18 protein-coding genes are annotated in these 24,377 nt (G+C 50.1%); 14 read left to right on the plus strand and 4 right to left on the minus strand.

The features are described from left to right. Window positions 1-110: 110 nt before the first annotated feature. The 5 genes from HRU73_RS05175 to HRU73_RS05195 are packed head-to-tail and all read left to right on the plus strand — an operon-like array spanning window position 111 to window position 7,258. On the plus strand, window positions 111-869 hold the full coding sequence (locus HRU73_RS05175) for a TetR family transcriptional regulator (protein WP_287399724.1): 759 nt from the start codon (window positions 111-113) through the stop codon (window positions 867-869). Then, on the plus strand, window positions 866-2,296 hold the full coding sequence (locus tag HRU73_RS05180; protein ID WP_281871132.1) for an efflux transporter outer membrane subunit: 1,431 nt from the start codon (window positions 866-868) through the stop codon (window positions 2,294-2,296). The genes HRU73_RS05175 and HRU73_RS05180 overlap by 4 nt, the downstream gene beginning before the upstream one ends. Beyond that, the gene (locus tag HRU73_RS05185; RefSeq protein ID WP_281871131.1) at window positions 2,293-3,363 is read left to right on the plus strand and encodes an HlyD family secretion protein; all 1,071 of its coding nucleotides are present in this window, start codon (window positions 2,293-2,295) and stop codon (window positions 3,361-3,363) included. Before HRU73_RS05180 ends, HRU73_RS05185 begins: the two co-directional genes overlap by 4 nt. Continuing rightward, entirely contained in the window at window positions 3,360-6,131 is a 2,772-nt protein-coding gene (rbbA, locus tag HRU73_RS05190; protein WP_281871130.1) for a ribosome-associated ATPase/putative transporter RbbA, read from the plus strand. Before HRU73_RS05185 ends, rbbA begins: the two co-directional genes overlap by 4 nt. A gap of 2 nt (window positions 6,132-6,133) precedes the next feature. Further along, on the plus strand, window positions 6,134-7,258 hold the full coding sequence (locus tag HRU73_RS05195; protein WP_281871129.1) for an ABC transporter permease: 1,125 nt from the start codon (window positions 6,134-6,136) through the stop codon (window positions 7,256-7,258). Window positions 7,259-7,432: 174 nt separating this feature from the next. On the opposite strand, the gene HRU73_RS05200 is transcribed toward HRU73_RS05195, so the two are convergent. The 4 genes from HRU73_RS05200 to HRU73_RS05215 form a co-directional block, all read right to left on the minus strand. Beyond that, on the minus strand, window positions 7,433-7,696 hold the full coding sequence (locus HRU73_RS05200; protein WP_041356666.1) for a hypothetical protein: 264 nt from the start codon (window positions 7,694-7,696) through the stop codon (window positions 7,433-7,435). Window positions 7,697-7,783: 87 nt separating this feature from the next. After that, window positions 7,784-7,942 carry a DUF1328 domain-containing protein gene (locus HRU73_RS05205; protein ID WP_234989062.1) on the minus strand — a complete coding sequence of 53 codons (159 nt, stop codon included), beginning with the start codon at window positions 7,940-7,942 and terminating at the stop codon, window positions 7,784-7,786. Between the two features lie 44 nt (window positions 7,943-7,986). After that, window positions 7,987-8,274, minus strand: a complete 288-nt coding sequence (locus HRU73_RS05210) for a sll1863 family stress response protein (RefSeq protein WP_011111714.1) — start codon at window positions 8,272-8,274, stop codon at window positions 7,987-7,989. 309 nt (window positions 8,275-8,583) lie between these two features. Next, window positions 8,584-9,195: a uracil-DNA glycosylase family protein gene (locus HRU73_RS05215; RefSeq protein WP_287399728.1), complete on the minus strand. Its 612-nt coding sequence runs from the start codon at window positions 9,193-9,195 to the stop codon at window positions 8,584-8,586. A 446-nt stretch (window positions 9,196-9,641) separates the two neighbouring features. Here HRU73_RS05215 and HRU73_RS05220 point away from each other — a divergent pair, with 446 nt between their 5' ends. The 9 genes from HRU73_RS05220 (at window position 9,642) to HRU73_RS05260 (ending at window position 24,364) form a co-directional block, all read left to right on the plus strand. Then, a complete protein-coding gene (locus tag HRU73_RS05220; RefSeq protein ID WP_287399730.1) occupies window positions 9,642-12,023 on the plus strand; it encodes a penicillin acylase family protein in 2,382 nt (793 codons plus the stop codon). A gap of 244 nt (window positions 12,024-12,267) precedes the next feature. Continuing rightward, window positions 12,268-13,626 carry a PEP-CTERM-box response regulator transcription factor gene (gene prsR / locus HRU73_RS05225; RefSeq protein WP_287399732.1) on the plus strand — a complete coding sequence of 453 codons (1,359 nt, stop codon included), beginning with the start codon at window positions 12,268-12,270 and terminating at the stop codon, window positions 13,624-13,626. 42 nt (window positions 13,627-13,668) lie between these two features. Further along, the gene (locus tag HRU73_RS05230) at window positions 13,669-15,252 is read left to right on the plus strand and encodes an acyl-CoA ligase (AMP-forming), exosortase A system-associated (RefSeq protein ID WP_287399734.1); all 1,584 of its coding nucleotides are present in this window, start codon (window positions 13,669-13,671) and stop codon (window positions 15,250-15,252) included. Next, window positions 15,249-16,478 carry a pyridoxal-dependent decarboxylase, exosortase A system-associated gene (locus tag HRU73_RS05235; protein WP_287399736.1) on the plus strand — a complete coding sequence of 410 codons (1,230 nt, stop codon included), beginning with the start codon at window positions 15,249-15,251 and terminating at the stop codon, window positions 16,476-16,478. Before HRU73_RS05230 ends, HRU73_RS05235 begins: the two co-directional genes overlap by 4 nt. A 200-nt stretch (window positions 16,479-16,678) precedes the next feature. Continuing rightward, on the plus strand, window positions 16,679-18,538 hold the full coding sequence (locus HRU73_RS05240; RefSeq protein WP_287399737.1) for an asparagine synthetase B family protein: 1,860 nt from the start codon (window positions 16,679-16,681) through the stop codon (window positions 18,536-18,538). Window positions 18,539-18,911: 373 nt separating this feature from the next. Further along, a complete protein-coding gene (locus HRU73_RS05245) occupies window positions 18,912-19,718 on the plus strand; it encodes a PEP-CTERM/exosortase system-associated acyltransferase (RefSeq protein ID WP_287399739.1) in 807 nt (268 codons plus the stop codon). 14 nt (window positions 19,719-19,732) lie between these two features. After that, window positions 19,733-20,185: a type 2 periplasmic-binding domain-containing protein gene (locus HRU73_RS05250; RefSeq protein WP_281871138.1), complete on the plus strand. Its 453-nt coding sequence runs from the start codon at window positions 19,733-19,735 to the stop codon at window positions 20,183-20,185. Then, the gene (locus tag HRU73_RS05255) at window positions 20,178-21,413 is read left to right on the plus strand and encodes a hypothetical protein (protein WP_287399741.1); all 1,236 of its coding nucleotides are present in this window, start codon (window positions 20,178-20,180) and stop codon (window positions 21,411-21,413) included. The genes HRU73_RS05250 and HRU73_RS05255 overlap by 8 nt, the downstream gene beginning before the upstream one ends. A gap of 29 nt (window positions 21,414-21,442) precedes the next feature. Then, the gene (locus HRU73_RS05260; protein WP_287399743.1) at window positions 21,443-24,364 is read left to right on the plus strand and encodes a bifunctional diguanylate cyclase/phosphodiesterase; all 2,922 of its coding nucleotides are present in this window, start codon (window positions 21,443-21,445) and stop codon (window positions 24,362-24,364) included. Window positions 24,365-24,377 lie beyond the last annotated feature (13 nt).

Consider the following 24,377-nt stretch of genomic DNA (forward strand, 5'->3'; position numbering starts at 1 on the left):
GATTATCATTCCGGCAATATAGCATGTAATCAGTCATGATTGATTAATTAGCTGTAACGTGTAATGCTGACTATTGATAAGCAGTGTATTTATTTGATTGAGGAAAGTGTGTGCCAGGAAAAACCAGGGAAGATTCACAACGTACACGCGATACGATTCTGGATGCAGCGGAACAGGTCATTTTGTGCAGAGGGATGGGACGTACGACCATGGCAGATATTGCCCATGCTGCCAATGTTTCACGCGGAGCCGTGTACGGGCACTATAAAAACAAGATAGATCTGTCGATCGCTATGTGCGAACGGGCCTTCGCGTCGATGGAAATACCTGTCCGGACTGAAGGAGAATCTGCGCTGCAGACACTGTACCGGGAAGGAATCTATCTCCTGCGTTTATACTCGGAACCAGGGCCGGTACAGCGTGTACTGCATATTCTGTACCTCAAATGTGATGAAAGCGAGGATCATATCGCCCTGCTCGATATTCGAAACGAGTGGGAAGCGCAGCGCATGGCCGATACAGAAGAACTCATCATTGAAGCTGTCGCCAATGCCGAGCTGCCACAGACTACCGATATCAAACTGGCCAATTTGTATCTGCATTCGCTGGTTGATGGCATATACAGCACCTTATTCTGCACGAACCGTGTTCCTGAACATAAATGGGAAATTGCCGAGAAACTTTATCAGGCGGGTTTCGCCGGGTTGAAAACCCTGAAAAATTTAATTCTGACAGGAATTTGGTATGACGATCGTCAAACATGCTCTGATTCATTCGGTCACGAGTCATATCTTTTATCAGCCGCAACTGGATTGATGACGATCTCCATCGCAAACACCGCCTTTCCACTTGCCGGGGTGAAGCCATGATAGACAAGATTGGCTGGTTTCTCATCGCAGTCATTCTGAGCGGGTGTGCTGTCGGTCCGGATTACCGCCCTCCTCTTCCTGGCATTCCCGATTCCTGGCAGGCTGAAAAAGAAGAGACTGTTGAACAGCAAAGTCTGTCTGTGCAGCCGATCGATCAGCAGGTATTGAAGGAATGGTGGAAAAATTTCAATGATCCCCGGCTGGATAGCCTGATAGATCAGGCGCTATCAGGCAATTTCGATCTCAAAATTGCACTGTCCCGTATCGACCAGGCCCGCGCTGAGCGCAGTGCCATTCGTGCCGGGCTGTTCCCGGGTGTCAACGCAGCAGCCAATGCCCAACGCAGTCATAATCCCTTTCCCGGATTTGCACCTGGTATCAAATTCAACTTGTTCGAGTTGGGATTCGATGCCTTATGGGAAATCGATCTGTTCGGCCGTTTGCGTCGCCAGCTGGAAGCTGCTTCTGCCGATCTGGATGCCGTCAATATTCAGTACAGCCAGGCACTGGTCACACTGACAGCCGATCTGGCACGCAGCTATATCGAATACCGCAGTTTCCAGAATCAGTTACGTATCACGCGCGCAAACCTGGCTGCTCAGCAGACTACTCAGGAATTAACCGAGAAACTCTTCAAGGCGGGCGTTGGTACCCGCTATGATGCAGTACGAGCACGGGCACAGACCGAAACCACCAGGGCTCAGATTCCTGATCTGGAAGGAAGCCTGGTTGCTGCATTACGGCAGCTGGAGATGTTGACGGGACAGCAGCCAGGCGCACTTGCTGCTGCACTGAGTGAACCGGATGCCGTACCCATGGCCCCCGGACGTACCATTCTGGCCTCACCTGTGGCAACCATTCGCCACCGTCCTGATCTTCATATTGCCGAGCGCCGGCTCGCTGCTGCAACAGCGCTGCAAGGTGCTGCAATCGCAGAACTGTTCCCGCGGCTGTCGCTATCAGCCTTCCTGGGTCTGCGCAATACCGAACTCGATGCATTGTTCAAGTCAGCCGCCTTTTCCTATAACACTGCTGCCGGTCTCTTACAGCCGCTGCTCAATTTTGGTCGTATCCGGGCCGGAATCGATCTGGCCAATGCACGGCAGCAGGAAGCCTATCTGACATTTGAGAAAACGGTATTGGAAGCATTACAGGAAACCGAAACGGCCCTGATACGCTATCTCAAGGAAGAAATTCGGCGACAAGCCCTGGCTCGTTCTGTGATGGATCTGCGTGAAGCGGTCCGATTATCACAGTTACGCTTTCAGGTAGGGACCGTATCGTTTCTGGATGTGCTGGACGCTCAACGCACACTTTACAGTGCCGAGATCGATCTTGCCCGTTCTGAAACGAAAGTCTCGACTGATCTGATTACAGTTTATAAAGCACTGGGAGGTGGAGTGGAAATCATCTCGGAGAAACAATGAATAAACGCGCGAAACCGGTACTGATTTATCTCTTTGCAGCCCTCGTCATCATCACGATCATCGTCGCATGGAGAGTACTTCGTCCGGCGGGTCTGCCTGCCGGGATCGTGGCAGGCAATGGCCGCATCGAAGCAACCGAAATCGATATTGCTACCAGGGCTCCCGGCCGTATTATCGAAATTCTGGCAAGAGAAGGCGATTTTGTGCAAGCCGACAGGGTACTGGCACGCATGGATACACAGGTACTGCGCGCTCAGCAGATCGAGGCGGAAGCACAGGTTCGCCGGGCTGAACATGCCCACCAGACAGCACAATCCATCGTGATACAGCGTCAGAGCGAGCAGACGGCTGCACGCGCGGTCGTGGCCCAGCGTCAGGCAGAACTGGATGCTGCCCGCAAACGCTTGCAGCGTACGCAAATGCTGGCTGGTGAAGGCGCCTCAGCTCAGCAGGAACTGGATGATGACCAGGCACGCGTATTGAGTGCACAAGCTGCTGTCAGTGCAGCGCAGGCTCAGGTTGCCGCAGCCAATGCCAGTATCGAAGCGGCAAAATCACAGGTGATAGAGTCACAATCGGTCATTGTCGCGGCCCAGGCCACGGTTGCACGCTTGCAGGCAGATATCGATGACAGTGAATTGCGGGCACCCCGTGATGGCCGTGTGCAGTATCGTGTGGCAGAACCCGGTGAGGTATTGGGCGTGGGCGGCCGTGTCCTCAACATGGTCGATCTTTCTGATGTTTATATGACTTTCTTCCTGCCTGCTGAAGCTGCCGGTAAAGTAGCACTCGGCAGCGACATCCATATTGTGCTCGATGCTGCGCCAGGTTATGTGATTCCGGCCAAAGCCAGCTTTGTCGCCAGTGTTGCTCAATTTACGCCGAAAACGGTGGAAACCGAGAGCGAACGCCTGAAGCTGATGTTTCGTGTCAGAGCAAGAATCGATCCCGAGTTGTTGAAGCAACACCTCGAGCAGGTCAAGACCGGCTTACCCGGTATGGCTTATGTCAAACTCGATCCTGCAGCAGTATGGCCCGCCGAGCTGGAAGTCAGGTTACCGCAATGAGTGTGGATCTCTCTACGAAACCGGTCATCCGTGTACAGAATGTCAGTTTACGTTACGGTGACACTCTCGCACTCGATGCTCTCGACGTAGAGATTCCCGCCCATTGCATGGCAGGGTTGATCGGTCCGGATGGAGTCGGCAAATCCAGTCTGATGTCGTTACTGACCGGTGCGCGGGTAATGCAGCAGGGTCAGATCGAAGTCCTGGGAGGCGATATCGCAGATCCGGCACATCGTCGTGTGGTCTGCCCACGGATTGCTTACATGCCACAGGGATTGGGCAGGAATCTGTACCACACGCTCTCGGTATTCGAAAATATCGATTTCTTCGGCCAGTTGTTCGGTCACGAACAGATCGAACGTCATCAGCGTATCGACGAATTGCTCGAAAGTACCGGGCTGGCCCCTTTCCGGGATCGCCCTGTCGGTAAATTATCGGGTGGAATGAAACAGAAACTCGGCTTGTGCTGTGCACTGATTCACGACCCCGATTTACTGGTGCTGGATGAACCGACTACTGGTGTCGATCCACTATCACGCGCGCAGTTCTGGGAGCTGATCAGTCGCTTGCGTACACAACACGTCAATATGGGTGTACTGGTTTCTACCGCCTATATGGATGAGGCAGAACGCTTCGACTGGCTGGCAGCAATGGATGCCGGCAAAATTCTTGCTACCGGGACTGCGGCCGAACTGCGTACACGTACCGATACCGATTCGCTGGAAGCCGCTTTCATCCGGTTATTGCCGGCAGAAAAGCGCAGAGGTTACCGGGAGATCATTATCCCGCCACGCGATATCCGGGATGATCAGGAAATTGCCATCGAGGCACACGATCTGACCATGCGTTTTGGCGACTTTGTTGCGGTTGATCGGGTCAATCTGCATATTTCGCGTGGTGAGATCTTTGGTTTTCTCGGCTCCAACGGTTGTGGTAAATCCACCACCATGAAAATGCTGACCGGCCTGCTGCCTCCCAGTGAAGGAGAAGCGTGGCTATTCGGTCAGGTCATCGATGCCGGTAATCTGGCTACCCGTAAACGAGTCGGCTATATGTCTCAGGCGTTTTCACTCTACTCCGAGCTGACTGTGCGACAGAATCTGGAGCTGCATGCAAAGCTGTTCCACCTGCCTGATGCCGATATTTCTGCGCGTGTCACCGAAATGGCTGAACGTTTTCTGCTCGAAGCAGTCATGGACAGCTTTCCCGATGCTCTGCCGCTGGGTATGCGTCAGCGGTTGTCACTGGCAGTCGCAGTCATTCATCAGCCGGATCTGCTGATTCTCGACGAACCGACCTCCGGTGTCGATCCAATCGCACGGGACATGTTCTGGGAGCTGATCATCGGCCTGGCTCGCCGTGATCAGGTAACCATCTTTATTTCCACCCATTTCATGAACGAGGCCGAGCGCTGCGATCGTATCTCGCTGATGCATGCCGGCAAGATTCTCGCCAGTGATACCCCTGCCGCACTGATCGAGCGTAGCGGCCATTCCACACTGGAAGCTGCTTTCATCAGTTACCTGAAACAGGCAAGTGGCATCAGTGATAAACCGGTGAAAACGCCTGTTCCCTCCACTACCCAGGCCCAGGCGACGGTTGCGCCAGAGGAGACTCACGCTGTCATGACACTCAATACCCGCTTCAGTCTGTTACGCCTGTTCAGCTACACCTTGCGCGAAGCACTGGAACTGCGCCGTGATCCGATCCGCGGTTCAATCGCATTATTCGGGACTGTATTACTGATGTTCATCATGGGATACGGTATCAGTATGGATGTCGAGAATCTGCGCTTTGCCGTACTGGATCGCGACCAGACCACACTCAGCCGGAACTATATACTCGATCTCAGCGGCTCACGTTATTTCATCGAACAGCCACCAATCACTGATTATGGCGAGCTCGATCAACGTATGCGCAGCGGTGAGTTGAGTCTCGCATTGGAAATTCCCCCGAATTTCGCACGTGATCTGGCACGCGGTGATAACGTCAGAATCGGCGCCTGGATCGATGGCGCAATGCCCACACGCGCCGAGAATATACTTGGTTATGTGCAGGCGATGCATCAAAACTGGCTGCTCGAGCAGGCACGCCATCATGCCACAGATCATTTACCTGCCGGGCTGATGACGATCGAAACACGTTTTCGCTATAACCCTGACGTCAAAAGTTTGCCGGCTATCGTCCCTGCGGTGATACCTATGTTGCTGATGCTGATTCTGGCCATGCTCAGCGCACTCAGTGTCGTACGGGAAAAGGAGCTGGGTTCCATTCTCAATCTGTATGTCACGCCCGTGACCAGGCTGGAATTTCTCCTTGGCAAGCAGCTTCCTTACATTGCCCTGGGGATGATCAACTTTTTTCTATTGTGCATACTGGCTGTATTCGTTTTCGGCGTACCGCACAAGGGGGATTTCCTGTTACTGACAGTGGCAGCATTATTGTATGTGACCGCCGCTACCGGTCTCGGCTTGCTGGTTTCAGCCTTTACACGCAGCCAGATTGCCGCTATCTTCGCGACATCGCTGGCTACCATCATCCCTTCTTCACGCTTTTCCGGCATGATCGATCCGGTTTCTTCGCTGGAAGGCGGTGCACGACTGGTTGGTGAGATTTTTCCCGCCACGTACTTTCTGACGATCAGTCGAGGAACTTTTTCCAAAGCGCTGGGATTTGCTGAGCTTGGCTCTTTGTTGCTGCCCCTTGCACTCGCCATTCCTGTCATCACCAGTCTGGCGGTCATACTGTTGAAGAAACAGGAACGTTAGCAATGCTCACCCTGCTCAATGCCTTTCACCTTGGGATCAAGGAATTGCGCAGCCTGGGACGTGACAAACTGATGCTGTTCCTGATTCTGTTCGCGTTCACCGGCCAGGTGTACCTGACTGCCACCGGCCTGCCGGAATCATTGCATAAGGCCCCTGTCGCCATCATCGATGAAGATCGATCACCTCTGTCATTGCGTATCATCGATGCCTTTTATCCTCCCCATTTCCTGCCACCGCTCATCATCGAGCAGTACGCTGCCGATCCGGGTATGGATACCGGTCTGTACACTTTCGTGCTCGATATTCCGCCTGATTTTCAACGCGATGTACTGGCTGGACGCCGGCCTGCCATTCAGCTCAATGTCGATGCGACGCGTATGTCCCAAGCCTTTATCGGCAGCGGCTATATCCAGAATATCGTTACGGGTGAAGTCACTGCATTCTCTCAACGCTATCGGACACTTCCTGCCTGGCCGGCAGAACTTGAAATACGTGCACGCTTCAATCCGAATCTGAGCTCGGTATGGTTTGGTTCGGTGATGGAAGTCATCAACAGCATTACCATGCTATCCATCATCCTCACCGGCGCAGCACTGATCCGTGAACGTGAGCACGGCACTATCGAACATCTGCTGGTCATGCCACTGACCCCTTTCGAGATCATGCTGGCCAAAGTATGGTCGATGGGTCTGGTCGTCGCCATCGTGGCTACTGCCTCACTCGTCTTTGTCGTACAGGATTTGCTCAACGTACCGATCGAAGGTTCGATCGGACTGTTCGTCATGGGCATGACATTACATCTGTTCGCCACGACCTCGATGGGCATTTTCCTTGGCACGGTAGCACGTTCAATGCCGCAAATGGGGCTGCTGATGATCATTATTCTGCTGCCACTGCAAATGCTGTCCGGTGGCATGACACCACGTGAAAGTATGCCCGAGGCAGTGCAGTACCTCATGCTTGCAGCACCAACCACCCATTTCGTCTCGCTTGCTCAGGCCATTCTCTATCGTGGTGCAGATTTTGGTATCGTCTGGCCGGAATTTCTCGCTTTGCTTGCGATTGGCAGTATTTTTTTCACGCTGGCACTTGCCCGTTTCCGCAGGACGATCAGCTCCATGGCATGATCAACACGAGGGGAGTTGATACGACTTCACCTGCTGGCCTGGACCCCCTCAGGCATGACACTAACCATTCTGGTTTTGTGAAAAGGGTGAGAAAGAATTGACGGGCAGAGCCACAATCAGTGGTTGCTGCCCGATAAATATGAGATTACTGTATTAAGATGAGATGATCTTGTATCAGTCAACTTTATTTTTGATTTCAGATGCTTTGTCTTTAGTAGCGTCATAAGCTTCACTTGCCCTGTTCTTTGCTTTTTGCTTCAAACATTCAGCATCACTGTCTGTGCAGGTGGCTTCCTGTGCACGATTGATCGCTTTATTGGTTGCCCTTTCAACATCATTTGTCTTTGTTTCCAGTTTCTCGGTGAGAGTTTCCTCTGCGATGACGGAAGATGACAGGAACATAAGAAGAACGGTTGACAGCAGATAGGTTTTTTTCATTTTTCTACTCCTTTATTTAAAATCAGAACATACAAACATCCTCGTATGGCGTGATCAATTACCTGAATTCTTACCGGGAATACCGATTCAAACAGGGGGTGTTCTTTTGCCCAGCAGATAAAAAACTACCGTGAGGATCAGACCTGCAAAGAACAACACTTTCGCTGCCCATGCAAGCGTTCCTGCAATACCTGCAAAACCCAGGATTCCAGCCAGAACAGCAATGAGAAAGAAAACTAATGCCATATTAAACATAGTCCCCTCCGTTTTAGTTGGAAGATTCGGTCTGTTTACTTGAATTTATCGACAAAATCGGAAAATGTTTTGCTGACAGTATTCCATTTTTCTTCTGCTTCATCCTTTATGTCATCCCAGATACTGTCTGTTTTATCTGCCAGCTGATCCAGATAAGATGAGAGTTCAGCTCGTTTTTCTTCTGCCTCATCTAATTTTTTCTTGAACTCGATTTCGGTATCAGCAGCCAGGTTTTCTCCTTTTGCTTTCAGGAGATCGATTTGTGCCCCCCACTCTTTTAACTGCGCTTCAGCCTTCTTGATATAAGCTTCTCTATTACTCATGATTTACCACTCCTTTCAGGTTATGGTTGTTAATGATTTGCAAATGCAAATCGCTTTCTGAGTTAATGAATAGGCGCCTGTTATTTACTCTACTCCACAGTTACACACCCGTAAAGCAGAAACCCAATACAAACAAATAATCGAAATGGCATATCCAGGCACTGCCACCTCTTCTTGAATCAGGTAAAATTTCAGATATAAAGTTCAATGAATTAATTATTATTCACTGTAACCCGATACAAATCAGCCCGTAGATTAGGCATTTCTGACCGGGAATGAATGACACCGGACGTTATCCGGTATAGGGACTCAGGAACCGGTTGTCTGATTCAGAATCATCGCTACACGTTCCTGAAGTGCCGGGATGATTTCTTCCTCAAACCATGGATTGCGCCTCAGCCAAAGGTTATTACGCGGGCTTGGATGGGGAAGTGGCATGATGTCAGGCCAGAATTTCTGCCAGGATCGAACATTCTCGGTCAGCGTTGCCACTGGTTTTCTACCCTGTCGGGTAAAATAGTAGGCTTGGGCATACTGGCCTACCAGCAGGGTCAGTCTGATATTTTTCAAATGCGACAACAATGCCGACCGCCACGCAGGTGCACATTCAGGCCGAGGCGGCAAATCACCAGATTTTCCTGTTCCCGGAAAACACAACCCCATGGGTAAAATCGCGATCCTGCGGGGATCATAAAAGGTTGTACGAGTCATGTTCAGCCATTCGCGCAATCGGTCACCACTGGGATCATTGAACGGCAAACCGGTTTCGTGTACCCGCCTGCCCGGTGCCTGGCTGGCAATCAGAATACGGGCAGTTTCATGCAATTGAAACACCGGTCTCGGACCCAGCGGTAAATGTTCGGCGCACAAGGTACAGCGGCGTACCTGACTGATCAGCGATTCGAGATCATTCACGCTCATCCTGTCTCATCCGAAAAATCGTTCATCATGCATTCCAGAGCGGGAAATAACACAGAGAATCACATCTGATCGCTGCTTTGGAAAATATAAAAACCCTGATTTTTCAAATGTCATCAGAATTTTTCTTGACACACATAAAAATATCCACATCCTGCCATCAGGGATATTGACAACCCTGCAAACCCGCACCAGTATTGGAGTTCAATATAAGTAACTGTTTTTAAAAAATAAAATTTGTGTGCAAAATTTCAGCAGACTTGAGAATCCCGTTTGAAAAGACAACCTTAAGTGACTCATTCCCAAATTGTACACAAACTTATCCACAGGAATTGTGGACAAGTTAAAACGATGATCGTTGACTTGAGATGACTCCAGTTTCTTGCAAGTACGATGGTCACCATTGTTACAATCCCGGCAGTAATCGCTTTGGAGAGTGAATCATAAATATGTTGCGTAAATCCCTGTTTTTTCTGTCCGCACTTGTGATGGTCATACTACTCACGGCCTGGTCGCTTTTAAAAGGCAGCCTGCCCGTTTATGAAGGAGAACAATCCGTTCCCGGGCTAACCGATATCGTAACAGTCGAACGCGATGCTCTCGGCACGGTGACGCTGAATGGCGGGAATCGGCTCGATCTGGCGCGTGGACTGGGTTTTATCCATGCACAGGAACGTTTCCTGGAAATGGACCTGATGCGCCGCAAGGCTGCCGGAGAACTGGCAGAATTATTCGGTACGGTTGCGTTGCCGGCTGATCGCAAAGCGCGGGTGCATCGCATGCGTGCCCGGGCACAGACCATGCTGAAAACACTGCCACAAGATCAGCTCCGTTTGCTCGAGGCTTATCGGGATGGCGTCAATACGGGACTGGACAGTCTCAGGATCAGACAGTTTGGTTACCTGCTTACGCAAACCATGCCCCGTGCCTGGCAAAGTGAAGACAGCCTGCTGATCGTACTGGCCATGTACATGACGCTGCAGGGAAACAACTTTGATCGTGAACTGGGATTGTCGATGATGCATGCTTCCCTGCCGGAATCTGCCTATCGGTTCCTGACGGCCAGTGGAGGCGAGTGGGATGCACCACTGGACGGCAGTTATTTTGAGTGGCCACCTTACCCTCCTGCTGCCGACTTCGATTTACGTTCCACCAGCAAACAGGCTTTAGCGGATAACGGTTTCCAGGAATTCCCCTCGGTTGGCAGCAATGGATTTGCCGTGGGAGGACACCTGACGAATGGCAGTGCACTGGTGGCCAACGATATGCATCTGACCTTGCGAGTACCCGGTTTATGGTTTCGTACCCGGCTGATTTACCCGGATGCCAGACATGCAAACCAAAAGATCGATGTGATCGGCGTCAGTCTTCCGGGTACACCGGCTATCGTTGCCGGCTCCAACCGCCATATCGCCTGGGGATTTACCAATTCCTACGGCGATTTTACCGATTGGGTCAGAGTAAATCCCGATCCGGAAAATCCCGCTCGCTATATTAGCCAAGGTGAATGGAAATCTGTGAAAACATGGCATGAAACACTGCATGTGCGGGGTGCGCCCGACGAAACCCTCGAAATCCGCGAAACCGAATGGGGACCAATCCTTGCACAGGATTTTGACGGTACTCCTCTGGCACTGGTCTGGACTGCGCACCAGCCTGGTGCGGTCAATTTCGATATCGTCGAACTGGAACAGGCTGACAACCTGGAGAAAGCGGCAGCTATTGCTTGGAATATGGGTATCCCGGCACAAAATTTCATTGCCGGAAGCAAAAATGGGGATATCGCCTGGACGATTGCCGGCCGTATTCCCCAGCGCACAGGTAACTATGATCCGGGACTGCCTGCAGACTGGAGCAAGCAGTCTGCAGGCTGGAATGGCTGGCTTGCGCCTGCTGATTACCCGCTGGTTATCAATCCACCGGATATGCGCCTTTGGAATGGCAATTCAAGAATGATCGATGGCGCCTTATTAAGCAAGCTGGGAGATGGTGGATATGAGCTCGGTGCCCGCAGCCGGCAGATCCGGGATGAATTATATGCGCACGATCACTTTTCACCCTCAGATCTGCTCGCCATCCAACTGGATGATCGTGCACTGCTTCTCGCTCGCTGGAAGCAACTATTGGATGAAATATTGCAAAAAACACCATCCACCGTATGGCGCAACGAAATGCAACAAGTGCTGCTTGACTGGAACGGACATGCTTCTGTGCAATCAGTTGCTTACCGGATCGTACGCAGTTTTCGTCTCGAAGTCATGAAACAGGTGCTCAGCGGTTTAACTGCCAAAGTAAAATCTGATTATCCTGAATTTGAAATACCACGCCTTAGCCAGGCCGAACATGCGGTATGGAAACTGATCGAACAACGGCCGCTTCATTTATTACCCGCCGATGACAGTGACTGGGACAGCATGCTGGCAGCATGCGCACGCCGGATAGCAGAACAGATGCAAGCCCAGCCTGGCGGCATAGTGGCACGCAACTGGGGAGAAGAAAATACCGCCGATATCCGGCACCCGTTCAGCCGCGCCCTGCCGTCATGGATTGCCGCATGGCTGAACATGCCTGCCGACCAGTTACCCGGCGATCACCACATGCCACGTGTTCAGGCACCCGATTTTGGTGCTTCGCTGCGCTTCGTCGTTGCACCTGGCGAGGAAGAACAGGGTTATTTCGAAATGCCGGGAGGCCAGAGCGGCCATCCACTTTCTCCTTACTACGGCAGCGGTCATTCCGATTGGGTGGCAAGAAGGCGAGTATCATTCATGCCCGGCGCAGCACAACAGATTTTGTATCTCCATCCGGCCGAATTCAGAGCGGATCATTGATGGATCGCTACTTTCTTCCCGTCTGATCCAGTTTGGCTTAATATCTGCGAAAAGGTGTCGATAAAACTTACATTGTCTATTTCATTGCTCACTTGCTTCGAGAGGAACAAAACCTTGAAATACAAAAGATTTCCCCGGTTGTTCAACCCGTAACAAACGACCGGTTTTGATTTCAATATCCCTGAGAGTACTTGATGCAACAAAATAACTTCGTTATCCACCCGGAACCTTTAGCAGCAATGACATGAATGCAAATCAGATACAAAAAAAACTGCTCGTAATAGAAGATGATCCAGGGCTCCAGAAACAGTTACGCTGGAGTTTCGATGATTGCAATGTGGCTGTTGCCTCAGATCGTGAAAGTGCGCTTGCACAAATCCGCCGGCATGAGCCTGCTGTCGTGACCATGGATTTGGGATTGCCACCTGATCCGGATGGTGCAACGGAAGGATTGGCAACTTTGCAGCAGATTCTTGCCGTGGCACCTGATACCAAGGTAATCGTGCTGACGGGCAACCAGAATCACGAAAATGCACTGAAAGCAATCAACATGGGTGCATATGATTTTCACCAGAAACCTCTCGATGCCAACGTGCTCAGCCTGATCGTAAACCGGGCGTTCTATTTGCACCGGTTGCAGCGCGAAAATCGCGAACTGTTGAAATCTTCTTCAAGCACTGCCATTCCCGGACTCATCACCAATGATCCTGGTATGGTCAAAATATGCCAGCAAATCGAGCGTATCGCGTCTTCCGACGTTACGGTCACCCTGCTGGGTGAAAGTGGAACCGGCAAGGAAGTATTGGCCAAGGCACTTCACCAGTTGAGCGACCGGAACAGTAAACGCATGGTTGCAGTCAATTGTGCGGCCATTCCTGAATCCCTGCTGGAAGCAGAGTTGTTTGGCTATGAAAAAGGTGCCTTCTCAGGAGCAGTCAAACAGACACCAGGCAAAATCGAACTGGCACAGGGAGGTACATTTTTCCTGGATGAGATCGGTGATTTGCCGCTATCGTTACAGGCAAAACTGCTGAGATTCCTGCAGGAGCGCGTCATCGAACGCATCGGCGGCAGGGAGCTGATCCCGGTAGATGTACGAATCGTCTGCGCAACCCACCAGAACCTGAAAAAAATGATCGAGGCCGGTACCTTCCGCGAGGATTTGTATTATCGTCTGTGTGAAATCAGTATCCATATTCCGGCGCTTCGCGATCGTATCGGCGACGCTGTCTTACTTGCGCATCACTTCAAAAACCAGTTCCGGGTAAAAGAAAAACGCCAATCCCTCAATTTCAGCCAGGATGCACTGGATGCAATCGGCAGCTATTCCTGGCCGGGAAATATCCGCGAAATCGAAAACTGCATCAAACGCGCAGTCATCATGGCAGAAGGCTCACAAATCACTGCTGCCGATCTCGGATTACAACCGGCAGCCGATAGTTTTGCGCCAGTCACCTTGCGTGAAGTCAGAGACAAGGCTGAACACGAGACGCTCATCAAAGTGCTGGCACGGGTAAATGGCAATGTTGCCAAGGCAGCGGAACTTCTAGGGGTTACCCGCCCCACTCTTTATGACCTGATGAATCGTCACGGGCTCAAATAGGCTGTAGAATCCAATCATTTCATGACTTGTACATACTGATCGATGTCCAATCTTTTTCATGAGCTGATTTATCAGTCAGCTGCCCGGTATCCCGATTCCACAGCATTGATCGATCAGAAACGGCATCTCTCCTATGCGGCATTATCTGAAGCAGTGCAATCGATTGCCAGCGCTTTGCATACGCTCGGGCTGGGTCGCGGAGAACGTTTGGCCGTCTATCTCGAGAAACGACTCGAAACGGTCATTGCCCTGTTTGGCGCATCCGCGGCAGGAGGCGCGTTCGTTCCCGTCAATCCGCTGCTCAAAGCCGAACAGGTCGCCTATATCCTCAAAGACTGTAATGTCCGGATATTGATAACCTCTGCCGAGAGACTCGATCTGCTCAGCCCGGTATTACCACAATGTCATGATCTGCATACTGTGATCATCACCGGTGATCTGCACAAAGCATCACTTCCCGGATTGAATGTCGTTTCATGGAGACAGACACAGACACTTTCAGATGCTGCACGGTTACCAGACTGCATCGACAGCGATATGGCTGCAATTTTGTATACCTCGGGAAGTACCGGCAAACCCAAGGGGGTGGTGCTCTCCCATCGCAATCTGGTGACTGGCGCCATAAGTGTTTCCCGGTATCTGAATAACCGGCCTGATGACCGGATACTGGCAGTGTTGCCGCTCAGCTTCGACTATGGATTGAATCAACTGAATACTGCGTTTTACACCGGAGCCACTGCCATTTTGATGAATTACCTGTTACCGCGCGATATCCTTACCACGGTTAAACAGGAACAGGTGACCGGACTGGCCGCAGTGCCGCCATTGTGGGCGCAGCTGGCGCAATTGGACTGGAAAGATGCGCAGACTCTGCGCTACATCACTAATTCGGGCGGCGCAATGCCCCGCGCGACTCTGGCACATCTGCGCAGTGCGTTACCCGATACACAGATTTTTCTGATGTATGGTCTGACCGAAGCCTTTCGCTCAACTTACCTCCCTCCCGGGGAAGTGGACAAACGACCGGATTCCATGGGCAAAGCGATTCCTAATGCCGAAGTCATGGTACTGCGCGAGGATGGTTCCCATTGCGCACCGGGTGAACCGGGTGAACTGGTACACCGCGGGCCACTCGTTTCACTGGGTTACTGGAACGATGCGGATAAAACGGCTGCTTGCTTCCGGCCGCTGACTCCCCGTCAATCCGGATTGACCATTCCCGAACTTGCGGTCTGGTCGGGTGATACGGTGCGCATGGATGATGAAGGTTATCTGTATTTCATCGGCCGACGCGACGATATGATCAAAACCTCCGGCTACCGCGTCAGCCCGACTGAAGTGGAAGAAGTCATTTACGCAACCGAAAAAGTTGCTGAAGCGGCCGCTTTCGGGGTTCCCCACCCTACACTCGGCCAGGCTATCGTGGTCGTGGCCGTTCCCAGAACCGGATTCGCGCTCGACCGGGATGTGCTGCAATCGGCTTGCAAACAGCACTTGCCTGCTTTCATGCAACCCGCTTTGATCGAATTGAGACAAACCAGTCTGCCTCGTAATCCGAATGGAAAAATAGACCGGAAAATGCTGGCTGGTGAATTTCAGCAGGCTTTCCAGGCAGGAGAATCATGACGCATCCCAAACATGCACCGATGACCCAGTTTCCGATACGCGACCACTGTCTCGTCATCGGCGATCTTCCACTCACGCGCCTGGCACAACGTATTGGAACCACCCCTTTCTATGCTTACGATCGCAAGCTGATCTCTGCACGTATTCAATTCCTCAGGCAGCATTTACCGGCAGGTATTCATCTGCATTACGCCATGAAAGCCAACCCTATGCCCGCCGTAGTACAGCATCTGGCCGGGCTGGTGGATGGCATGGATGTGGCTTCAATTGGCGAAATGAAAGTGGCACTGGATGCTGGCATTACGCCCGAAAACATCAGTTTTGCAGGGCCGGGAAAAAGTCGTCAGGAACTGATATGTGCCATTGCAGCGGGTATCATCATCAATGTGGAATCCGAGTACGAGCTGGAAACGATTGCGCAACTGGCAGAAGAGACCGGTTTCCAGCCCAAAGTCGCAGTACGGGTCAACCCTGATTTCGAGCTGAAATCTTCCGGAATGAAAATGGGAGGAGGTTCCAAACAGTTTGGTATCGATGCTGAATGTGTTCCGGCAGTACTGCAACGTATCGCACAGCTCAGGTTCGATTTTGAGGGATTGCATATTTTCAGCGGATCACAGAATCTCCGGGTCGAAGCCTTGCGGGAAGCCCATGAAAAAACACTGCAACTGGGTTTACAACTTGCTTCTACCTCACCCGTACCTGTTCGTGCCATCAATATCGGAGGTGGGTTTGGTGTACCTTATTTCCCCGGTGAGAGCCCGCTGGACTTGAATGCTGTGGGAACCAATCTGCAACGGTTGCTGGCAGAGATTCCCTCTCAATTTTCGGCTACCCGGTTCGTGATCGAACTGGGGCGATACATCGTGGCAGAAGCAGGTATTTATGTTTGCCGCGTACTGGAAAAAAAAATATCGAGAGGACAGACTTTTCTAGTCACCAACGGCGGCCTGCACCATCATCTGGCGGCATCCGGAAATTTTGGCCAGGTCATTCGCAAAAATTATCCGGTTGCCATTGGCAATAAAATGAAAATCGATGAAACCGAAATCGTGTCAGTAGTAGGACCTCTTTGTACGCCGCTGGATCTGCTTGCCGACCGGATGGAACTGTCCAGGGCCGAACCCGGGGATCTGGTCGTCGTGTTCCAGTCGGGAGCCTACGGGCTGACTGCCAGCCCCACTGCTTTTCTCAGTCACCCTGCTCCGCTGGAAATCCTGATCTGAGAAAATTTATCAAACCCGCACCTGCTGCAGTAGATGGTCCGGCTGATCACCTGGAAATGGCACTCTGCCGGCATGCCGCGGAAAACACCAATCACACACCACATGTGTGACAAATAATGATTCACAACAATGTAGAGAACAAATCATGTTGAAATCATATCCGGGAATAACATGAATTCAACATCGAATGAGGAGATGATATGAGCGGAATATGTGGCTGGCTGGGAGCAGATCACCTGGCAATCGAAAATCAGCAGATCATTGATCGCATGGCCGGTTCGCTGATTCGCTTTGACAACAGCCCTGTACAGACGGCAGTACGGGGTAATGCCACTCTCTCCGTCACTGCAAAAACAAGCCATGCACATCTGTATGAAAAAGAAGGCTTACTGGTAGGGATCTGGGGAAGGATAAAATCCCGGAATACAGATCTGCAGACAGCCATCGATGCCAAAGGAATGGCAGCGGCACTTGCAGATCAGTGGCGGCAGAAAGGCAGGCATGCCTTCTCCGATCTTGCTGGCGAATTCGTTTGCTGCATCGTGGACAGCCATGCACGTGAAGTCGCTCTGGCCATTGATCCACTGGGTACACACGTACTTTATTACCAGTCGCCAGGTGACGACGGAATTTTGTTTGGCACTTCTGCCGATGCCCTGCTCACCCATCCCCGGGCCAATACTGAAATCAATCCGCAAGGGCTGCTCAACTACCTTTACTTTCACATGATACCGGGGCCGGATACCATATATCTGGCCCAGAAGCGCCTGCTTCCTGGTGAATATCTGCATTTCCACGATGGCCACACGGAAATCGGCCGTTATACGCAAATCCGGTTTGATGAAGATATAAAACGCCCCTTCCCCGAGCTTCAACAGGAATTTCTCTCCCTGCTCAGAAAAAGTGTCAGTGAAGCGGTACAGGGTCAGAAAGCAGGTACATTTCTGAGCGGGGGGACAGACAGTTCCACTCTGGCAGGGATATTGACAGAAGTCACGGGTGAACCCGCCAAAACCTATTCAATCGGCTTTGAAGCCACCGGCTACGATGAAATGCATTACGCACGTATTGCCGCCCGGCATTTCGCGACTGATCACCATGAATACTATGTCACACCAGACGATGTCGTAGAAACGATCCCGTTGATTGCCTCGGTCTTCGATCAACCCTTTGGTAATGCATCGGCGCTTCCGGCTTATTACTGCGGGCGCATGGCCAGAAATGATGGACTCGACTTGCTACTCGGTGGCGATGGGGGTGATGAGCTGTTCGGTGGTAATGTACGTTACGCAAAACAATATATTTTTTCACTTTACGACAAAATTCCGGCACCCCTGAGAAATTACCTGCTTTCTCCCTTTATTTTGTCTCTTCCAGAGAACAAAGGGCCCAAACTGCTGCGCAAGGCGCGAAGCTATGTCGCACAGGCAACGGTTCCCATGCCTCATCGCATGGAGACTTATAATCTGCTGGCACATTATGGGTTTGAAACTGTATTTTCACCGGAATTACTGGCAAAGATCGATACAGCGCAACCCGCTTTGCTGATTGAACGAACCTATCAGGATGTGTCTCATGCACGCAGCCTGATTAACCGCATGCTTGCCTTCGACTGGAAATTCACACTGGCAGACAATGATTTCCCAAAGGTTGTCCAGGCCTGTCATCTGGCCGGCATGGAAGTGGCTTTCCCGTTTGTTAATGATGAAATACTCGCTTTTTCTCTTGCGCTTGCTCCTGAACAGAAACTGAAAGGAACGCAGTTGCGCTACTTCTTTAAACAGGCGTTACGTGGTTTTTTACCGGATGAGATCATTACCAAACAAAAACAGGGGTTTGGCTTGCCGTTCGGTGTCTGGCTCCAGACACACAGACCTTTGCGGGAAATTGCTGCAGACAGTCTGAGTGACCTCAAATTACGCAACATCATACGCACCGATTTCATCGACCAGCTGCTCGATCAGCATCTTCATGAACATGCCAGTTATCACGGCACGATGGTATGGCTGCTGATGATGCTGGAATATTGGTTCAAACAGCATCACCCGATAAAAGTTTAATTTTTATCTGATTCTGAATTTCGGCAGTAAATAAAAGGGAGAATTGATACCGGTAAAAAAGCCGTGGTCATTCGATAAATGAGCTCCCGATATCGAAAACAGTCAACCATTATTCAACAAACATCGGCTTGTCATATTTTGACGACACAAGTATAGTAAAGTACGTTTTATTTTAACGACATGTTTGTCTGAATTCAGGCTAAATAACATGTAAATATACGGAAAAATATAACAAATAACGATGATGCCGGTGCCCAGGGAAAAAATATAAAGTCATATCGTTCATATATTCCCTGAATTGGAAACTGATTCCAGTAATAAAATCTGATCTGAATCTCAGATCTTCTTAAATACAGCCTGATCAAGGAAAAGTATGAACGATATCGAAGCAGCTTTTCATCAGTATTTCGAAATCATCGATGCCGACACACCGGAATTACTTAAAACGGTGTTCGATTTACGCTACCGGATTTTATGTGTCCATAATACTTTTCCAAATTTTAGCGGATCAGAATTTCCTGATGGACTGGAGCAAGATGAATATGACTATCGTTCTGTTCATATTCTTCTGCGTCATAAACCGAGCGGAATATACATTGGCACTACCCGTCTGATATTGCCTGATCTGCACAATCTCGAAACTCGATTCCCGACAGAACTCAATACCTGTTTTTACCCGGATTTTGTTCTGGATCCGTCCTCCCGGAAACATACTGCCGAAATATCACGTTTTGCCATACTCAGCGATTTTTTCAAACGAAAAGGCGAGCATAATATGCTATCTCACTCTGTTGGAGCAGAATGCAAAATCCGGGAACGCCGCCGTTTTCCTCATCCGATGCTGGCGCTGGTCGTTGGAATTGCCCAGCTATGCGCGCGCCATAACATCTACCATTTGATTTCATCCATGGAACCTGCTCTGAACAGGTTACTGGGGTTTTATGGCTTGCAACTGAATCCGGTTGGTCCCTCGACTAATTATCACGGACTTCGTACCCCTTATTACGTTTACTTGCTTGATGTACTCGATAGAATGTATCGAGATCACCGATCAATCTGGGAACTTGTTACGGATCACGGAAGAATATGGCCCATGAACCTGGCCTGCATACATCAGAAAACGCTTAAAACAGCGTATACCGATAATGTTTATATATCGGATAACCATCAGTATCGATAACACTCGTCATTGTGATGGGATTCTTTAGTTACTGGCTCCGAGGTATTCTTTTTCTTACCCTGCTGGTCACATTTTCTTTCGCAGGTAATGCCTTATCCTTTGACGGTTCGGTCGAAGTTATCACCCATCCCGGCGTCAACTCGAACTATCTTTCCAAAAATCTGTTACGTTCCATTTTTGGCATGCGTCTCAGAACCTGGCAGGATGGGTTGCCCGTCAGAGTGTTCGTTTTGCCGGATGATGCGCCATTACACAGCACTTTTACAAAACAGAAACTGAATATTTTTCCTTACCAATTGCGATCAGCGTGGGATCGCATGGTCTATTCCGGAACTGGACAAGCACCATTTGTTGTGCATACTGAAGAAGAAATGCGTGCACGGATTGCATCAACACCAGGCGCAATCGGTTATTTGAATGGAAGCATGATTGATAATAGTGTCCAGATCGTTCATATCGATGAGTAACAGCAGATTTTCTACTACAGCTTTCTTTTTAGGCAGCTCAGCCCTGCTACTGATTTTTCTGTCCGGGCCCAGTCTGGCTGAAGAGCTGCCTAAATTACAAAACCTGGATATGTTCAAGCTGAATGGCTTTCTGAGCCAGGGCTACATCAAGACGAACAAGAACAATTTCTTCGGCCACAGTAACGACGCCGGCAGCCTTGATTTTCGGGAAATCGGCCTGACGGCCTCCCTGCGCCCATCACCCAAACTGCAATTATCCGGTCAGTTGCTCCATCGCAGAGCTGGAGAAGGCAGCAACGGTGGTATCCGCATCGACTTTGGCTTCCTGGATTATAATTTCATCAATACCCCTGCAGCCGAAATCGGTATACGCTTGGGCAGGATGAAGAATCCGTTCGGGTTTTACAATGATACGCGCGATGTGCCATTTACTCGCCCAAGCATACTGTTGCCTCAGTCGATTTATTTTGACAGAGCGCGAAATCTGGGGCTGGCCTCAGACGGAGCACAGCTGTATGGAGAATCTCGCACCAATTGGGGAAATATCACCGTTCAATTTGGAACTGGGTTTCCTCAGGTAAATGATCGATCTACTGAAGCATCCATCCTTGGTCCGATACCACACTCTGGAAACCTCAAATCCGAACTTTCATACTTAGGTCGCATTCTCTATGAACTGCCAGATAGCCGGTTGCGCCTAGCGATAAGCGGCTCCCAGGTCAATGCTGTCTATGATAGCGGTGAGAAGGATGTACTGCGTGATGCGGGTTCTGTAAAATTTTATCCCCTTATCCTGTCCGCTCAATACAATGCAGAGCGCTGGAGCATAACATCCGAATATGCATTGAGGCATTTCCGGCTAAGTAACTTTGGTGATCCAAGACTTGACCAAAATCTGACAGGAGAAAGCTTCTACCTGCAGGGTACTTATCGTTTCTCTCCAAGCTGGGAAGCAATATTACGTTATGATTTACTCTTTACTAACAGAAAAGATCGTAGCGGAAAGAAATATGCAGCAGCAACGGGCTATAAGGCTCCGGCCCATAATCATTACGCGAAAGATATTACTATCGGATTGCGCTGGAACATTACGCCAGCCATCATGTTGAGTACAGAATATCACCGGATCAACGGCACAGCCTGGCTGTCTCCACTGGATAATCCCGATAAGACTGACACTGAGAAAAACTGGAATCTGTTTGCCATACAGGCTTCTTACCGTTTCTGAATCATCACTCAATCAAATCCGTTGCCTTCGTGGATTCAGATATTCAAAAAAAAACCGGTAAAAAACCTTCAAGGATATTTATCGGATTAAACTGGAAAATTTCACTCCTGAGCAGTCTGATTCTGCTGCTCGTCGTAACGATTTTCAGCGTCATCAACTACCAAAGCCTGATCGACAGTATCGATCAGGAAAGAGAAGCAAAGTATCAGCGCTATTCCAGAGAAATAGAAAGCCTGATCGGCCGTAATTCCGAGAACCTGCACGGACTGGTCAGAATCATCCCTTACCTGAAGGGTATGGAACCCAGTCTTTTATCAGGGACGGCAGATAAAGTTTTCGATACATTCGATCGTTACTGGACGTTGTTTCAGATTCAGAACGATATAGAAGATGTGCGCTTTTATGATTCATCCGATTCACTCCTGGCAAAGTGGGGTAATTTCGAAGCCAATAGCTATCGCGACAATCTCATTCTTGATCACATACGTGAAGTCAATCTGCATGAACAGCCTGCCACTCTGATGATATGTGTGGAAAGTTGCACTCAGTACATCATCGAGCCTTTACTGGTTGAAAGCACACGTGTCGGCACCATCGTCATCGGATCGTCCCTGGTCGATGTATTTCTGAATTTCAAGCGTGCATCGGGTTCGGATATCGGACTGTTTGTCAAAAACACACTCATACCTGCACGCGAAGGTAAATCACTCAATAATGGCAGCATGAGTATCCCCGAATGGGATGTCTATATCGCGGCCATGACAGACAGCAAGAAGAATTTTGCCATCCTGAAAAAAGCAGCCATAACCTATCCCGATTTGAAAATCATCAGCCATGGCATTCAGAATAAATGGAGCAGTCGATATCACCAGATAAAACTGCTCCCTCTGCAGGGAATCCGTATCGCTGACCAGGCACAGCTGGTCATCATCACCGAAGTAACCGATACCATTCGGGCAATTCAGGATTCCATTTGGCGCATCATCGTCATTGGTCTGGGCAGTTTGTTACTTTCTGGAATCATCCTGTTCAGCATACTGACCACATCGCTATCCCTGCTCAAGCATATTGTTTCCATCATGCCACTGCTGGCCGGTGGCGGTTTCGGCAGTTTTCGCAGTACGCTTGCCTCCCGCTGGAAAAAGCGTCTCTTCAAAGATGAAATCGACCTTATGCATGATGCATCACTGGCGCTTTCTCACAAGCTTGAAAACCTGGAAAAAAAAATTGCCTACCGCACCAAAATGCTGATCAGCCAGCGTGATGAACTCAGCAAAGAAAAGGATTTCATTGAAAATTTGCTGGATACTGCACAGGTCATCGTTCTGACACAGGATGCCAGTGGAAAGATAGTGATGCTCAATGCTTATGGGGAAATGCTGACCCGCTACAGTGAAAGTGAGCTGCAAGGCAGACATTTTCTGGAACTGCTTGCTTCCGACAGCGAGCAATACAATCTCGATCTGCATCTGCTGGAAATCCGTCAGGGGCAGCGCGATCAATTACGACATGAAGCTGTCGTGATATGCAAAGATGATTCAAAACGACACATTGCCTGGCTCCATTCACGCCTGACATGGCAATCCAAAGATGATCCTTCGGCAATTCTGTCGGTTGGACTGGACATCACCGAATACAAACGTGTAGAAGGCCATCTGGCATGGCTTGCGGATCATGATCCGCTGACTAATCTGTATAATCGTCGCCGATTCAGTGAAGAGCTGGAACAGATACTCGGCTGGGCAGAAAGATACCAGCACCCTGGAGCACTGCTGTTCTTCGATCTGGATCGGTTCAAATTCGTGAATGACACCAGCGGCCATCAGGCAGGTGATGCAATGTTGAAAATGGTCGCTGACATGCTGTCCCGCACGATTCGCACCGCCGATATCGCCGGGCGGCTGGGTGGAGATGAATTCGCTGTCATCCTGCCGGAAATCACCCCTGAAGCAGCCATCGAAGTTGCAAAAAAAATTCTTGCCCGCCTGGGAGAAACGCAACTGTCATTCAACGGCAGAACACACAGCATTTCGGCCAGTATCGGAATCGTGATCTTTCCCGAACATGGAAACAATGTTCACGATCTACTAGCAGCCGCTGACCTTGCCATGTATCAGGCCAAGGAGACGGGGCGTGGAACCTGGCATGTATATTCCAGTATCGATCAGGCGCGAGAGCGTGTGCATACGCTGGTTTACTGGAAAGAGAAAATTGAATATGCCCATATGCATGATCAGTATCTGCTTTATCTGCAGCCTATCCAGTCCCTGAGCGACAGATCGATTCATTATTACGAAGTTTTGCTGCGCATGCGGGATGAAGATGGAACGATTCACTCTCCGGCTGCATTCATCCGTGCAGCAGAGCATACCGGGCTTATCCACAGGATCGATCATCTGGTACTTCGCAAGGCAATTGCACTTGCTGCCAGAATCAACCAGACAGGAACCAGCCGAATCAGTCTGTCTATCAATTTGTCGGCACATGCCTTTAACGATCCGGAGTTATTACCAGCCATCAACCAGGCACTCTCCACCTACCATATCGACCCAAGCCTGCTGATATTTGAAATAACGGAAACTGCCGCGCTGGACAATCTTCCCGGGACACGTAGCCTTTTACGCGATCTGAAGCAGCTCGGTTGTGGTTTCGTCCTGGATGATTTCGGAGTGGGCTTCTCTTCCTTCTACTATCTGCGCGAATTACCGGTTGATGCAGTCAAGATCGATGGCACATTCATCCGTAATCTTGCCAGCAGCCCGGATGATCAGATACTCGTCAGCGCCCTGTGTACCGTAGCAAAGGGATTTGGCAAGAAGATCACGGCAGAATTCGTCGAAAGCAAAGAAATACTGAACATCCTGGACAGGATGGACATCGATTTTGCTCAGGGGTATCACATCGGCACACCGGCGCCGGCTGAAGATTTCTTTCCTGATCAAACGAATTGAGAAAGAAATACCG

This window comes from Nitrosomonas sp. H1_AOB3 (genome assembly GCF_015709435.1).
Lineage (GTDB): Bacteria > Pseudomonadota > Gammaproteobacteria > Burkholderiales > Nitrosomonadaceae > Nitrosomonas > Nitrosomonas europaea.